The 13,752-nt window shown below is 65.6% G+C and carries 17 protein-coding genes and 2 pseudogenes; 2 read left to right on the forward strand and 17 right to left on the reverse strand.

The window, feature by feature from the left end; all coding sequences use genetic code 11:
* Positions 1–175: 175 nt before the first annotated feature.
* The 14 genes and pseudogenes from ACMGFH_RS22015 to ACMGFH_RS22080 all read right to left on the reverse strand — a co-directional run.
* Positions 176–823 carry a DUF1641 domain-containing protein gene (locus tag ACMGFH_RS22015; RefSeq protein WP_415383428.1) on the reverse strand — a complete coding sequence of 216 codons (648 nt, stop codon included), beginning with the start codon at positions 821–823 and terminating at the stop codon, positions 176–178.
* Position 824: 1 nt separating this feature from the next.
* A complete protein-coding gene (locus tag ACMGFH_RS22020) occupies positions 825–1,967 on the reverse strand; it encodes an NAD(P)/FAD-dependent oxidoreductase (RefSeq protein ID WP_415383429.1) in 1,143 nt (380 codons plus the stop codon).
* Entirely contained in the window at positions 1,964–2,206 is a 243-nt protein-coding gene (locus ACMGFH_RS22025; RefSeq protein WP_415383430.1) for a sulfurtransferase TusA family protein, read from the reverse strand. Before ACMGFH_RS22025 ends, ACMGFH_RS22020 begins: the two co-directional genes overlap by 4 nt.
* 145 nt (positions 2,207–2,351) lie before the next feature.
* On the reverse strand, positions 2,352–2,945 hold the full coding sequence (locus tag ACMGFH_RS22030; RefSeq protein WP_415383431.1) for a class I SAM-dependent methyltransferase: 594 nt from the start codon (positions 2,943–2,945) through the stop codon (positions 2,352–2,354).
* Positions 2,946–3,102: 157 nt separating this feature from the next.
* Entirely contained in the window at positions 3,103–3,540 is a 438-nt protein-coding gene (locus tag ACMGFH_RS22035; RefSeq protein ID WP_415383432.1) for a DUF302 domain-containing protein, read from the reverse strand.
* A 59-nt stretch (positions 3,541–3,599) separates the two neighbouring features.
* Entirely contained in the window at positions 3,600–4,850 is a 1,251-nt protein-coding gene (locus ACMGFH_RS22040; protein WP_415383433.1) for a M20 family metallopeptidase, read from the reverse strand.
* Positions 4,847–6,196: an FAD-dependent oxidoreductase gene (locus ACMGFH_RS22045; protein WP_415383434.1), complete on the reverse strand. Its 1,350-nt coding sequence runs from the start codon at positions 6,194–6,196 to the stop codon at positions 4,847–4,849. Before ACMGFH_RS22045 ends, ACMGFH_RS22040 begins: the two co-directional genes overlap by 4 nt.
* Positions 6,197–6,434: 238 nt before the next feature.
* Positions 6,435–7,211 carry an SHOCT domain-containing protein gene (locus ACMGFH_RS22050; protein WP_415383435.1) on the reverse strand — a complete coding sequence of 259 codons (777 nt, stop codon included), beginning with the start codon at positions 7,209–7,211 and terminating at the stop codon, positions 6,435–6,437.
* A gap of 19 nt (positions 7,212–7,230) precedes the next feature.
* A complete protein-coding gene (locus ACMGFH_RS22055) occupies positions 7,231–7,629 on the reverse strand; it encodes a thioredoxin family protein (RefSeq protein ID WP_415383436.1) in 399 nt (132 codons plus the stop codon).
* Between the two features lie 85 nt (positions 7,630–7,714).
* Positions 7,715–8,050 (reverse strand): SHOCT domain-containing protein, encoded by a 336-nt coding sequence (locus ACMGFH_RS22060; protein WP_415383437.1) that lies wholly within the window; start codon positions 8,048–8,050, stop codon positions 7,715–7,717.
* Positions 8,051–8,055: 5 nt separating this feature from the next.
* Positions 8,056–8,472: a DUF302 domain-containing protein gene (locus tag ACMGFH_RS22065; RefSeq protein WP_415383438.1), complete on the reverse strand. Its 417-nt coding sequence runs from the start codon at positions 8,470–8,472 to the stop codon at positions 8,056–8,058.
* A gap of 329 nt (positions 8,473–8,801) precedes the next feature.
* Entirely contained in the window at positions 8,802–10,124 is a 1,323-nt protein-coding gene (locus ACMGFH_RS22070; protein ID WP_415383440.1) for a multicopper oxidase family protein, read from the reverse strand.
* A gap of 118 nt (positions 10,125–10,242) precedes the next feature.
* The gene (locus ACMGFH_RS22075) at positions 10,243–11,391 is read right to left on the reverse strand and encodes an MBL fold metallo-hydrolase (protein ID WP_415383441.1); all 1,149 of its coding nucleotides are present in this window, start codon (positions 11,389–11,391) and stop codon (positions 10,243–10,245) included.
* A gap of 64 nt (positions 11,392–11,455) precedes the next feature.
* Positions 11,456–11,716: pseudogene (locus ACMGFH_RS22080) on the reverse strand (bifunctional metallophosphatase/5'-nucleotidase); the annotation flags it as partial.
* Here ACMGFH_RS22080 and ACMGFH_RS22085 point away from each other — a divergent pair.
* A complete protein-coding gene (locus ACMGFH_RS22085; RefSeq protein ID WP_415383442.1) occupies positions 11,654–12,133 on the forward strand; it encodes a TSUP family transporter in 480 nt (159 codons plus the stop codon). The pseudogene ACMGFH_RS22080 and the gene ACMGFH_RS22085 overlap by 63 nt on opposite strands.
* A gap of 125 nt (positions 12,134–12,258) precedes the next feature.
* Here ACMGFH_RS22085 and ACMGFH_RS22090 read toward each other — a convergent pair.
* Positions 12,259–12,312, reverse strand: a pseudogene (locus tag ACMGFH_RS22090) (hypothetical protein); the annotation flags it as partial.
* Positions 12,313–12,488: 176 nt separating this feature from the next.
* On the opposite strand from ACMGFH_RS22090, the gene ACMGFH_RS22095 reads away from it, so the two are divergent.
* Complete coding sequence (locus ACMGFH_RS22095; RefSeq protein ID WP_415383443.1) at positions 12,489–12,740, forward strand: hypothetical protein; 252 nt, start codon at positions 12,489–12,491, stop codon at positions 12,738–12,740.
* A gap of 8 nt (positions 12,741–12,748) precedes the next feature.
* On the opposite strand, the gene ACMGFH_RS22100 is transcribed toward ACMGFH_RS22095, so the two are convergent.
* Both ACMGFH_RS22100 and ACMGFH_RS22105 read right to left on the reverse strand, forming a co-directional pair.
* Positions 12,749–13,162: a hypothetical protein gene (locus tag ACMGFH_RS22100; protein ID WP_415383444.1), complete on the reverse strand. Its 414-nt coding sequence runs from the start codon at positions 13,160–13,162 to the stop codon at positions 12,749–12,751.
* 91 nt (positions 13,163–13,253) lie between these two features.
* Positions 13,254–13,685, reverse strand: coding sequence for a hypothetical protein (locus ACMGFH_RS22105; protein WP_415383445.1), 432 nt, complete (start codon positions 13,683–13,685; stop codon positions 13,254–13,256).
* Between the last annotated feature and the right edge of the window lie 67 nt (positions 13,686–13,752).

Genomic DNA, 13,752 nt, shown 5'->3' on the forward strand with positions numbered 1-13,752 from the left:
TCGAAGGCCGTCCCGTAGGAGTCGCCCTCCACGGGAATCGTACTCGCGCGAGCAGAGGAACTCGTCGATCTAGTTCGCGGCCGCTACCAACTCACTGTGGTTCGTGGTTCGAAAATCTGCACCACGAATTCTGATTGTCTTGAGACGAAAAAGAAATGCTACTCGGTGCGGCCGGTTACTGCCTGTGACGCCCGCTGCGTTCGTCGGTGTCGGCTGATCGAGCGCGGCCGAGGGCGGCGGCGAGCGCGAGCAGGTAGCCGAGTCCGTACTGGACGTCGGGGTCCCGGACCGCACGGACGAGCCCGAGGGGGCCGACCTGTTCGGGGTGTGCGCGCTCGGTCTCGCCGACACCCTCCAGCAGCGTCTCGATCCCGTCGCGCGCGTCGTCGTCGGCCGCCGCCTGTGCGAGTTCACCCAGCGAGCCGCCGGTGTCGGCCAGCGACCGGACCATCTCGTCGTCCAGCGCGGCGGTGGCCAGCGACACCACCTCGGCGAGTTCGATCAGCTCGTCGAGGGTGCCCGTCCGCTGGAGCGCCGCCAGCGATTCGAGGGCGTCCTGCAGCTCCGCGCCGTTGTCGCCGACGGTCCCGGCCAGCCCGACGGTCTCGTCGGTCGCGATCTCGTCGGCGGACTCGGCGAGCGTCGCGGTCGTGCCCGACAGCTCCCGGACCATGTCGTCGGTCAGCGCGCTCTCGCCGAGCGCGAGCACGTCCAGCAGGCCGTTGACGCTGTCGAGCCGGCGGACGAACGCGGCGACCGCCTCCGGGTTCTCCTCGATGGCCGCCGCCAGCTCACCGTCGGCGATGGTGGCTCTCTCGGACATCTCAGAGCAGCCCCCGCGCGGTCAGCCAGTAGGACTCGTTGTACGCCAACTTCGACCAGTGGAGCTTCTCCGAGGGCGGCGCCGGCGACGGCGGGTTCTCGTAGTCGAACTCGACGAACGACGCGGCGTCCATCCCCGTCTCGATGAAACACAGCGTCTTGCCGTCGTAGGTCGCCGTGGCCGGCCGCCCGCGGACCTCGCTGGCGAGTCGCTGCCCGACGACGCCCGCTTGATAGTGAGCCACGCTGCCGGCGTTGGGGACGCCCGTGTCGGCCGTGTCGCCGAGCGCGTAGACGTCCTCCGCGGCCTCGGCTTCCAGGGTGTGCTTGTCGACGTCGACCCACCCGTCGCCCAGCCCCGCTTCCTCGATCAGGTCCACTCCGCTGTGGGGCGGGATGTCCACGAGGAGGTCGTAGTCGAGTTCGGTCCCCTCCATCGAAGTGATCGTCTGCTCTTCGGGATCGACCGACTCCGCGTTGAAGAACGTCTCGACCTGAATGTCCCGCTCGTCCATCAGCGGCCGCGCCCACTCCGCGATGTGGGGGTTGCCGTGGACTCGCTGAATGGGGTAAGTGTACACGACGTCGACGTCGTCCCGGAGCCCGCGCTCGCGGAACCAGCTGTCGGCCATGAACACGAACTCCAGGGGCGCAGCCGGGCACATGTGGGGCGTCCCGACGACGCTCAACACGAGCGTCCCTTCGGTGAACGAGAGCAGTTCCTCCCGTAGCGCGGTGGCGCCCGCCTCGCTGTAAAAGTCGTGCCCGCCCTCCGCCAGGCCGGGGATATCCTCCGGTGCGAGCGTCGACCCGGTCGCCAGCGTGAGGTAGTCGTACTCCACCGACGCGGATGACCTCCGGAGGCTGAGCCGCTTCGCGTCGGTGTCGATCCCCGTCACGCGGTCGGTCCGCAGGTCGATCCGGTCGTCGACGAGGTCGCCGAGCGGCCGGCGACCGTCCGCCGGTTCGCGCTGTCCGAAGGGCACGTACAGCCAGACCGGCTTGTACACGTGGTCGGGGTCGTCGTCGATCAGGGTGACCCGGACGTCGCCGGCGTCGATCTCGGCGCCCAGTCGGTCGGCCAGGTCGTTCGCGAGGACGGTCCCACCGGTCCCGCCGCCGACGACGACGATGTGCCTGGTCACGCTTTCTCCACGTAGAACTCGTCGTGGTCGTCGCCCTCTTCGACCGCGAGCAGGTCGTTGCCGGCCTCGTCGGCCCACTCGGGGATGTCCGTCAGCGACTGGTCATTGTCGCTCAACAGCCGTACCACGGCCCCCGCATCGACGTCCCGCATCTTCCCGATGAGGTCCATCAGCGGACCGGGGCAGGCCGCCCCACGCGCGTCGACCGTCTCGTCGTACTCGATGTCCGTGTCAGTCATCCTTGTGGGTGAACCTCGGCGGCGGAGCGTCTTAATATTGCATAGCTATTCCAAGATTCTGAAAAACCACTGGGGGATAGACGTTCGACGTGGTGCGGGGCGGGTTGCCGCCGACCGACGAGTCGTGTCCCCGTCGGTCGGAACCCTACCGCTCGAACACGAGCCCGTAGTGATGCGGCGGCAGGTCGACCCGTCGCTCGATGGAGAAGTCGCCCGCCGAGTGAACAGCCGCCTCGGTCGCTTCGGCCGACATCCGGAGGGCGGTCGGCGGTCCGCGCGGTTCGCCCCCGACGGTCGTCTCCTCCCGCGGCCGGTCCCGCCAGTTGACGACGACGAACCGACCGCCCGGGCGGACCGACGCCTCGACTTCCCGGACGAGTGCTCCCCTGTCGTCGACGCCGTGGAAGGCGTTGGCCAGCAGGACGCGGTCGACCCGCTGCGGCAGGTGTTCGGACAGCCGGCGGGCGTCTCCGTGGACCGTCTCGATGTTCTCGACGCCCGTTCGGTCGGCGAGGGTCGAACACTCCGCGAGGAGCGATTCGTCGAGGTCGCAGGCGTACACCGGAGCCGGGTCGACGATCCGCGCGGCGGGCAGCGCGAAGTAGCCGTTCCCGCAGCCGACCTCCGCGAGCGCGTCGCCAGACTCGACGCCCAGTTCCCGCAGCGTCTCCCCGGGCGCCGGCCACAGTCGCCCCCACCAGTCCCAGTCCGGTTGCCCGGTGTTCTCGAAGCGGTCCATCGTCACCGGGACCCGCCCGTGTCGACGCCGAGCGGCCGGTACGCCAGACAGACGCGTGTCAGGGCTGGTCTGCGCAGGATGACACCGGCGAGTCCGCCCGCCCCCGCTCCAGCCAGCGCCTGCAGGGAACGTCGTCTGGTAGGGGGAGCCGACGGGCTCACAGCGACCCGAGCACGCGTTCGAACCGGTCGCCGACCTCCGTGGCGATCGAGTCGAGTTCGTCGTTTCCGGCGATGCCGACGAGCTGTTCCGGGTCGACAGCGCTCACGACGACCTCCCCGTCGTCGGCTCGCGGTTCATCGCCGCTCGCGGAGTCCGAGTCGCTACCCGTCTCGCTTCGCTCGTAGACGACGACGTTACACGGCAGGAGCGCGCCGAGTTCGATCTCCGCTTCGAGCCCCTCGAACGCCAGCGACGGGTTACACGCGCCGAGGATCCGATACCGGCGGAACTCCTCGTCGAGCTTCTCTTCGAAGGTCGCCCGAACGTCGATGTCACAGAGCACGCCGAACCCCTCCTCGCCGAGCGCGTCGATCGTCCGCTCGACCACGTCGTCGAACTCCCCGTCGACCTGCTGTTGCATAGTATACTCCATACTAAACAATATTATCTGCCCGACGTATTACTCTTTCGCGGCGAACATCGGTGACCGGCCTACGCGGTGGCGGACGCGTCCGCCCAGGCGACGGGGAACAGCGCGTACACCTCGGCGTTGCCGACGAGCGCGTCGACGGTCGTGTACTCGTCGACGGCGTGCACTGTGTCGGTCCCGAGCGCGAACTCGACCGTCGGGATCCCCTCGTTGCGGAGGCGCTTCGCGTCGCCTCCCCCCGTCGCGCTCCGGCGGTACACGCGTTCGCCCGTCACGTCTGCGGCGGTCGACACGACGGCATCGACCAGTGGACTGTCGATCGGTTCCGCGGTCCCGACGCTCCAGGAGACGTCCGCGATCGTGACACCGTCGCAGTCCGCGACGCAGTCCCGGAGGTCCGCGAGGACCTCCGACGTGTCGACGCCCGCGGTCAGCCGGACGTCGACCTCCGCACGGGCGGCCTCCGGGACGGTGTTGATCGCCTCACCGCCCTCCAGGACGCCGAGATTGATCGACGGGTACCGAAAGAGGTCGCGAGCGGTCGCCTCGCCCATGGTCGGCGTGTAGTACTCGATGGACTCCTCGATGATCGGGGCCATCTCGGACGCGACGCGGAGCTCGCGCGTCCCGAAGCGCTCGCGTATCGTTTCGACGGCTCGATAGAGCCGATCGAGGGCGTTCTCGCCGAGTACCGGCCGTGACCCGTGCGCGGCCTCACCGCTCGCTTCCAGCGACAGCCAGATGCTCCCCCGGTCGGCGACCGTCACCGAGTGACGCCCCTCCTCGCAAGTCGGCTCGCCGATGACGCACGCGTCGGCGTCGAGGCGTCCGGCGTCCAGGAGCGCCGGGAGACCGGCGTCACCGCCGACTTCTTCGTCACTGACGAAGGCGAACAGGAGGGTCGCCGGCGGGGTCGTCCCGCTCTCGGCGTACGCCCGGAGTGCGACCAGCATCGCCGCGACGGCGCCTTTCATATCGGTCGCGCCGCGCCCGTATATTCGCTCGCCGGCGCGCTCGCCCAGCGGGTCGTGCGACCACTGGTCTGCGTCGAACGGCACCGTGTCCAGGTGACCGTCGAACAGCAACGTCCGGTCGCGTTCGCCGGGGACTGTCGCGAGGAGATTCGGCTTCGCCGGGTCGACTGCGAACCGTTCGGTCTCGACGTCCAGCGGCTCCAGCCACGCCTCGATCAGGTCGACGATTTCGCGCGTGTCGCCCAGCGGGTTCGACGTGTCTACCGCGAGTAAGTCGAGCGTCAACTCCACTAACTCCGACCGTCGCCCGGAGACGTCGACGGGAGCGCTCGCGGTCATTCGAGCTTCCCCGAGAGGACCTTCGCGGCCGTGAGGACCGGGTCCCACACGGGGCTGAACGGCGGCGCGTACGCTAGGTCGGCGTTCTGTAGCTCCGTCACGGTCATGCCGGCGTGCAACGCCATCGCGACGGAGTCGATGCGCTTGGCCCCTTCCGCGCCGACGACGCTGCCGCCGAGGAGACGCCCGGAGTCCCGGTCCGCGACGAGCGTGATCTGAATCTCCTCGCTGCCCGGGTAGTAGCCGGCGCGTGACTCGTCGGTAATGGTGACTCGAACCGGTTCGAAGCCGGCCTCGCGAGCCCGTTCTTCGTCGATGACGCCAGTCCTCGCGGCGCCGAGGTCGAAGGCCTTTACGATGGCCGTGCCCGCGGTGTCACCGGTCGGCGTCGGCGAACCCGTCACCGTCTGACCGATCGCTCGGCCGGCGCGGTTGGCGGTCAGCGCCAGCGGCACGTGATCGGGTTCGCCGGTCACGACGTGGCGCGCCTCCGCGCAGTCGCCCGCCGCGTAGACGTTTTCGTAGTTCGTGCGGCCGTACTCGTCGGTCGCGATGGCACCGGTCGAACCGAGTTCGATCCCGGCGTCCTCGGCGAGAGCGACGTTCGGGCTGACGCCGACGCCCACGACGACGATGTCGGCCGGATCGGATTCACCGTCCTCGAGAACGACGCGGTCGACGCGGCCGTCACCGTCGAACCCCGAGACAGCGGTGTCGAGGTGTAGGCCGACGCCCCGCTCGCGGAGGTGGTCCTCGACGACCTCGGCGACCTGCCCGCCGAACGGCTGCAGGACGTGCGGCAGCATCTCGTAGAGAGCAACGTCGGCGCCGCGGGCCGACAGCGCCTCGGCCATCTCGACGCCGACGTAGCCACCGCCGACGATGGCGGCTCGCTCCGGCGACTGTTCGGTGACGTACGATTCGATCTCGCCGGCCTCGTCCATGTCGTGGATGGTGAACACGCCGTCGAGGTCGACGCCGTCGAACGGAGGGAGGATCGCGCTCGCCCCGATCCCCACGAGGAGGTGGTCGTAGCCCTGCTCGAACCGCTCGCCGTCGCCCTCGACCGTGATCGTCTCGCGCTCGGGGTCGACGCCGACGACTTCGTGGCCGGTCCGGAGGTCGACGTCGCGCTCCTCGCGGAACCGCTCCGGCGTCACGGCGACGAGGTCCTCGAGTTCGTCGACCTCGCCCTTCACGTAGTAAGGCATCCCGCAGGCGGCGTAGGAGACCCACTGCCCCTTCTCGAAGACGACCACCTCCAGGTCGGGGTCCTCGCGTTTGGCCTTGCTCGCCGCGCTCATTCCCGCGGCGTCACCGCCGACGACGACGAACGTGTCGCTCATACCCGAGGGTTGGGTCGCGACGGACTAAAGTATTCCCCAGATCGTACAATACTGTGGGCTCGGGTGCGCTTCTCACCTGTACTGCACGACAGGAACGTGAGATCCTCCCAATTCGCTGTGACCGTGACTCTCCGTTGACGATACGTGGGTTCGGCACGGGTCCTCTCGCGTCGAGATGGGCTCCTGGCTTGTAATCAACGAGCGTAGGTCCCTCTCCACGCACAGCATTCGAGAGGCTTCAGTCCCCTCGATCCTGCAGTAGTCGATCACGGCGTCGCTGGAACTCCTCGTCGTCGATCTCGCCTCGGGCGTATCGACGCTGGAGGGGTTCCATCGCGGCGCCGTCGCTCTCGGGAGGTTCGTCACCTCGACCCAGTGCCAAGTAGAGCAGTCCACCGACCAGTCCGAGCAGTCCGAGTACCCCGCCGACGAACGGTGGCCCACCGAACCATCCGCCGTTCCGGTCGTCCATCATACCGCCGTTTCGACCGTTCATTATCCCCGGGCCAAACCCCCTCCCGGGGGTCATTGTTCCGCCATCAGGGTTCTCGCCACCTCTAGTGCTGGAGCCATACGCTATCGTACCTTGTTCGACGATCGTCTCGCTGTCGGGTACGTCTCCATTCGGAATCGGGCTCACTTCGGCCGGGCCACCGGGACTACCGACGACGATACGACCGACCATTCTGACCGACTTGTGCGGGATGCAGTAGTAGTCGTACGTGCCCGGTTCCTCGAACGTGTGCTCGAATCCTCCCGACGAGATGATGCCACTATCGAATGCGCTGGCCGCTGACGGAATCCGGTTCTCGTAGGCCGTCGCCGAGTGTGCTCCGGCAGCTATCTCGAAGCGAACGGGCGTACCGGGGTCGACGTGGAGCCCAATCGGGTCGAAGTAGTTGTTCCCCATCCTGACGATAGGCGTCTCCTGTGCAGCGACTGGTCGTGCGAGTCCCGCAGTCGCGACTGTGCCGGCTCCGAGCGCCCCCAGAAACTGGCGTCTACGGTAGTTCATCGGCTAGTGTTTTTCTCCGTCATCCTCGAACGATGCTGGCGACCCGTTGCGCGAGTCCGGCCGATTGCTGGTCTGCACGTTCGATAGCCGCCCCCAGTTCGTTTCGCTCGCCGACCCCGATACACTCGTCAATCCGTTCCCCGTTCGCGTAGGCGAGTGTCGTCGGCGTCTTTCGGACGCCGTATTCCTCGGTTGTTTCTAGGTCTGTCTGGATGTCGACCTCCCGGAACTCGACGTCGGGATACGCGTCTTCGAGGCCGTTGTTTTTCTCCCGCTGTGTTGCACATGCCCCGCACGTCTCTTGGGTGAAGAGGATGACTTCGGTTACATAGTAGACTATGGTATTGGGGCTTAGCCACATTGATGTTCGGAATCGCAAGCTGAGAGCAGTCCATCTCTTCGATTCGAAGGCGGGCACACATAGCGGTGAGCGGCAGTACCGTAACGAACGAATTCGATAACACGGGCTCGGGGAATACGCACCTCGGTGCGTACTCGTTGGCTCACTCCGACCGTTCGAGTCTCTCGCGGCGGGATTCGAACTCTTCGTCAGTGAGGTCCCCACGAGCGTATGCCGTGCGGAGCTCCTCCATCGCGGGATTTCGAGACGTCTGCGTTTCGCTCATACGCCGGAAGACGAGGTAGCCACCGCCGAGGAGGACGAGGAGGAAGACGAGCGGGACGAGCATCCCGATGAACGGCCACCATCCACCAGTACCGCCATACTGACCCATCATCCCGCCGAATCCAATTCCCATCGTGAGCAACGGGAGCAAGATGATCGCTCCGAGGATCAGGAGGACGATAGTCGTGGTGTCGAGCTGGTTCGATGAAGACATCGAGATCAGGCCTCCGAGTTGGATCCTAGTTCGTCGGTGACGGCCGAGAGAACACGCTCGAAACTCTCGTTGACCTCGGTCGCGATGGAGTCAAGTGCATCGTTGCCCGCGATGCCAACCAGCTGTTGCGGATCGACTGCACTCACCATGACCTCGCCGTTATCGGTTTCGTAGACGATGACGTTACACGGGAGGAGTGCGCCGAGTTCGATTTCTTCGGTCAGTCCTTCGTATGCCAGAGGTGGATTGCATGCACCGAGAATGCGGTACTGGCGGAATTCTTCGTCGAGTTTCTCCTTGAGCGTCGCCTGGATATCGATGTCACAGAGGACGCCGAATCCTTCGTCTTTGAGCGCAGCGATCGTCGTGTCGACGACGTCGTCGAACTCACCGGTGACTGAAGTCTGTATTGTGTATTCCATGGAATATTATACCCCGTCCACGGGGTTAACGGTTGGGTGCCGCAACGGCGAGCGTTGAGAGTGTGGTGCACCGGCTGGAACAGCAGCGGTTCCGGTCATCCGGTACGTTCGACCTGTTTTCGCCGCCGATCGAATTCGTCGTCCGAGGTGTGTATACGAACGGGAGGCCGTCCGAGAACGCGTATAAGGCGCTCTAAACGTTTTTCAGGAATAGAACCGTTCGTCCGGCTCGAATTCGCCCATGTGGCCCTCAACCATACCTCTCCCGGACAGGGCCAAGACCACACGAACGATAGTATGAACGCTCCGATACCGGGTCTCCAACCAGGTCACTCGACGTATTTCACGACACGTGCCATCCCAGCATCGAGATGGTACAGGTTGTGACAGTGGAACAACCACCGGCCGGGATTGTCGGCGTGGAAGTCGATCGTCACCTGCCCCCTATGCCCGGGCACGATGACCGTGTCTTTGATCGCGTTGCCGACTTGAAAGAAGTGGCCGTGAAGGTGCATCGGATGAACGACCGGGCTCTGATTGGTCATCCGAATTCGGACGTGTTCGTCGGGTCGGACCTGGAGCGGATCGGCGTCTGAGTATGCCTGCCCGTCTATCGTCCACGTGTAGGGCTGGCCGCTGCCACGGGAGAGCGTCAGATCGAACGTTCGATCCGGATCTCCTCTTACCCCGTCGAGCGAGGAGATCGCCCGCAAGTCTCCGTACTGGAGTTGGTTACTGGCCGACGACGGACGCTGTGGGCTCCCCTCGCCCGCGGACTCGTACTCGACGACAGCTCTAGCTGGTGGTTCGTTTCCATCGAGCGCATCCGCTTGAACGGCCCACGTGCCAGGGTTCGTCGCCTCAATCACGACGTCGTAGCGCTCACCGGCCCCGAAGACGAACGAGTCCACGTCGACGGGTTCGACAGGTCGGCCATCGGCGTGGGTCACCGTCATGTCGTGGCCTGCGATTCGTACACCGAAGACTGTCGCGCTGGCGGCGTTCACGAACCGGAAACGAATCCGATCGCCCTCTGTGACGTCGAACGTCTGGGGCTCCTCGGGCAATCGACCGTTGATCAGGAGCCCTTCGTATGGCGGCCGAACGTCTCCCATCATACCGCCTCCCCCACCCCTCCCACCACCGCCGTCCCTTCCGCCACCACCGCCCATTCCCCCGTCCGAAGGAAGTTCCGGCTCTTCGGGGAGGTAATCGTCGACCACGACGACGTACTCGCGATCGTACTCGACGCGTGGGTCACGCTCTTCGACGATCAGTGGGCCGTGCAATCCCCGGTCGAGCTGGAGTCCGACGTGGCTGTGATAGAAGTACGTCCCGGCGGGTTCGGCGCGGAACGTGTACGTGAACGTGTCGCCGGAAGCGATCGGCTCTTGGGTCACGTTCGGCACGCCGTCCATTGGATTCGCGACGGGAATCCCGTGCCAGTGAATCGTCGTCTCCGCCTGGAGGTCGTTGGTCACTTCGACGCTGAGCACGTTTCCTTCCTGAACGCGTAGCTCCGGTCCCGGGAATTGGCCTTCGTACATCCAGTTGGTCGTCGACGTATCGGGGGCTGGTCGAATGGTCCCGGACGCCGCGGTGAGGTCGACTGACGTATCTGGCTCGGACGTGACCGTCGAGCGGGGCGTCACCTCACGACCTCCACTATCGTCGACACCCGGTAGCTGACCGGCACAGCCCGCGATCGTTCCGAGAGCGGACGCCCCCGTCAGCTGAAGGAGTCTGCGACGCGAGAGCGGACGCCGTGTTCTATGCGGCACAGTTGTTCGGCCCCAGTTCGAGTTCCGTCGCCTCGCCCTCGTCGTCGACGGTCTCTTTGCCGGTGTTGATCGCGATAACTGTCTCGTAGTTCGGAGGCTTCTCCGGGACGTCCTCGGTCAATCGTTCGACGAACGCTTCGCGATCGAGGTCGAGGAAGTCGAGTTCCTCGCGGAGATCCCCGAGCCGGGCCTCGAGGGGTTCGCCCGGCGACCCGTTTTCGTAGCGCCCGTCGCTCGTGACGGTGAGGTGGCCCGGCAGAATCGTGGTGTCGTCCGGGAGGTCGAGGATCGTCTCGTGGAGCGAGTCGTACAGCAGTTCCGCTCCACGCGAGGCGTCGTCCTCGCCGAACTGGAGTTCCGTACGCCCGACGGAGTCGACGAACAGCGTATCGCCCGTCAACAGGAGTTCGCCGCCGACGAGGTAACTCATCATCTCCGAGGTGTGGCCAGGCGTGTGGAGCGCCTCGATCTCGACGTCGCCGACTTCGACGACGTCTCCATCTGCTAGCGGATCGTACTCGTACTCGAAACCGCGCTCGCTGGCCGTTTCGCCGAGGTGGTAGGGCACGCCGACCTCGTCGGCGAGCGCCGGGCTGCCCGAGATGTGGTCGGCGTGGACGTGCGTATCGAGCACGCGTGCGATGGAGAGCCCAGCGTCCTGGGCGGCAACTTTGAACTGGTCGGTCTGTCTGGTCGCATCGACCACGACGGCCGCTTCCGCCTCTTTCGAACCGACGATATAGCCGAGACAGCCCTTCGCTCGGCGCTGGACCTGCCGAACGACGAGGTCGTCGCTGACCGTCTCGATGGGGACGACCTCGTAGAGTTTGCTCCACGCCTCCATCCCGCCAGTGACGACCGAGACGTCGTCGTACCCGCGCTCGTCGAGGTCGAACGCGAACGGCGTCGACGTCAGCCCCTTCCCGCAGATAGCGACGACCGGCCGGCCGTCGACAAGCGCGTTCACCTCGCTCAGTTGGTCCTCGCTCAACCCTTCATCGGGGTCGTACGGAACGTTCTCTGCGTTGCGCACGTGCCAGGCCTCGAAGCTGTCTTCGGGACGCGTGTCGATGAGCGTGAACTGTTCGTCGGCGTCGATCTTGTCCGCGAGTTGTTCCGCAGTGGTGTTCTTGACCATTGTATCTCACCTGTGTCGTGCCGAGTTCGCCGTTCGTCGGAGCGGTCGCGTGCGCCCTTGCCGCCTAGCGCGTTCGATTACGCCCTTCTTCGGGGAAAGCGTTCCCACGGGGAATCATGGACGTCTCGCAGTAGGCCTCTCCGTCCTGATAGTCGACGCCGGGCTGGACGAACGGATACGGTCCGTCTGCGGGCGTGTTCTGGACTCGACCGCCATCCTCGGCGGTCTCGACTAGTCCCATCACTTCGTAGTCGACGGGTGAGTGTTCTTCGAGGTACTCGACGATGACATCGACCGGTATCGTCGCGTCGTCGACCTCGACGTCGTCACCGACTGGATCGAGGACAAGGATTACAGACCGGGGAAGTTCGTCGGCGCGACGGCCGGTCTCCTGGCGGGGATTTTCGGCGGTGCCGTCGCCGTCCCCGGCCCGCCGATGATCGTTTACGGCGCGTTCATGTCGGCCAGCGGATTCTGGAGCGACGAGGAGATGAAAGCGACGTTCACCGCCTTCTTCGGCGCGCTCATGCTGTATCGTCTCGGGAGCCTCACGTACACGGGGGCCGTGACGACGCCGCTGATGATCGAGGCCGCAATAGCCGTTCCGATGGTGTTCCTCGGTGCGTGGGTCGGCGTCTACATCTTCGACCACATCCCCGAGCGTATCTTCCAGTGGGTCGTGCTGGCGCTGCTGACCGTGAACGCGTTTGTCCTCCTGTTTACAGCAGTTCCGGAACTCTAACCGCGTCGCACTGTCGCCAGTTCGGAGCGGAGAATTCCGGAGCATCCCGACTGTGCTACACTGGGTACAATCGCGAACGATCAGCATCGAGCCAATCACCGATTCGAGTCTTATTCAGATGGGCGTCAGTCGCTCATCGTGTGCCGCCAGCTCTCGGCGCATTCCCGGAGGACCTCGGCGCAGACCTGGCAGTGGTCGTCGTGGCGTTCCTACTCTTCAGCATACTCTTCACAGGTACCAGCGCTGGCCTCTGCGAACTGAGGGCAGTATATCGAAGGTTCTCGGAACGCACCTCGTTCCCGAACGAGCGACCCCAAAAGAACAAGCGAGACCGGGCGGTAATACCACTCGATAGATGACGGACTCGGACGGGAGTGCCGAATCGATGCAGTCGTACCGGGCACTACTCGGACTAGGCGGCGCGCTGAGCCTCTGCTGTCTCGTCGCGGCCCCGGCGTCTACCAGCGCAGCCGGCGCCGTCGCTGGCGGCAGTACTACCGCTGTCCTCGGTGGGAACCTGGTCCAGGTTCTCGTGACAGCCGTGACCGTCGGGCTCCTGGTCGGCTTCGTCCGACTTCGAACCGGCGGCGAAAGCTGCGACGTCTGATCCGGCTGTCAGCGTCCGCACGCGTCGCAGCGCCGTCGCTGATAGTAGAGCAATCCGCCGAAGGCAGCGACGCTCACCGCGCCGAGCGCCGGCCGCAACGGGTCGAAGTAGGTCATCAGCGCCGACGAACTGAACAACGCCAGTAGCACGACGTTGCAGATCGGGCAACCGAACGCCAGGAACCCGCCGACGATGCCGCCGGCGGCGTAGCGGTCACCGATCGGGTCGTCGGTCAGCGACCGCTGGGAGACGAACGCCGCGGCGAACGCTGCCGTGGCGACCAGAAACAGGTAGTCCGCCGGGGTACGCTCCACCATGCGAACGTAGATGGGGTTCGGGAGCAGTCCAGTCACAACTCCGAATACCAGGAACGTTCCGACGCCGGCGCTCCTCACGAGCCGCAGGCGTGGGCGTTCGGTCACCGGCCCACCTCCCGTCGACGAGCGACATTCGTTCGTCTGTGCAGTGCGCCCCGTGTCTCGATCAGCTGTCGTCGATTGCTCCGTCGCATGGTCACTCTAGATCGATCGAACAGGTTCGCGGATCGCCGGCTCGCCCGAGGAAGATGGCGAGGAGGACGATGCCACCGACCCGGAGGAGGTTCCCCTCGAACGGGAGCGCCGCCATCGCACCGACGAAGCCCAGCGCCCCGAGGACGCCTGCGCCACAGCTCGCACAGCCGGCGGCGAGCAGGCCCGGAACGATCCCGACGAACGTCGATGCGCCGGTGTGCCGGGCGCGCTGGACGAGGGCGACGGCGTTCGTCACGGCGACGCCTGTCAAGAGGGCGTAGGCGGCGACGAGTCCGATGCCCAGCCAGCCGGTCCCGAGGAACACCTCCCGCGTGAGCGCCGTCACGGCGTAGGCGAGGTCGGTCGGGTCCCGCGTGAGCACCTGTACGGAGAACTGCGGAAACGCACTCAGTACCAGGATGACGTAGGTCACACTCGTTGCGACTCCGGTGGTAAGCAACCGCCCGTTCGACGTAAGCGGATAGACGAGCGCACCGCGG

Source organism: Halosimplex rarum (assembly GCF_047715405.1).
In the GTDB taxonomy this organism is placed as follows: Archaea; Halobacteriota; Halobacteria; order Halobacteriales; family Haloarculaceae; genus Halosimplex; species Halosimplex rarum.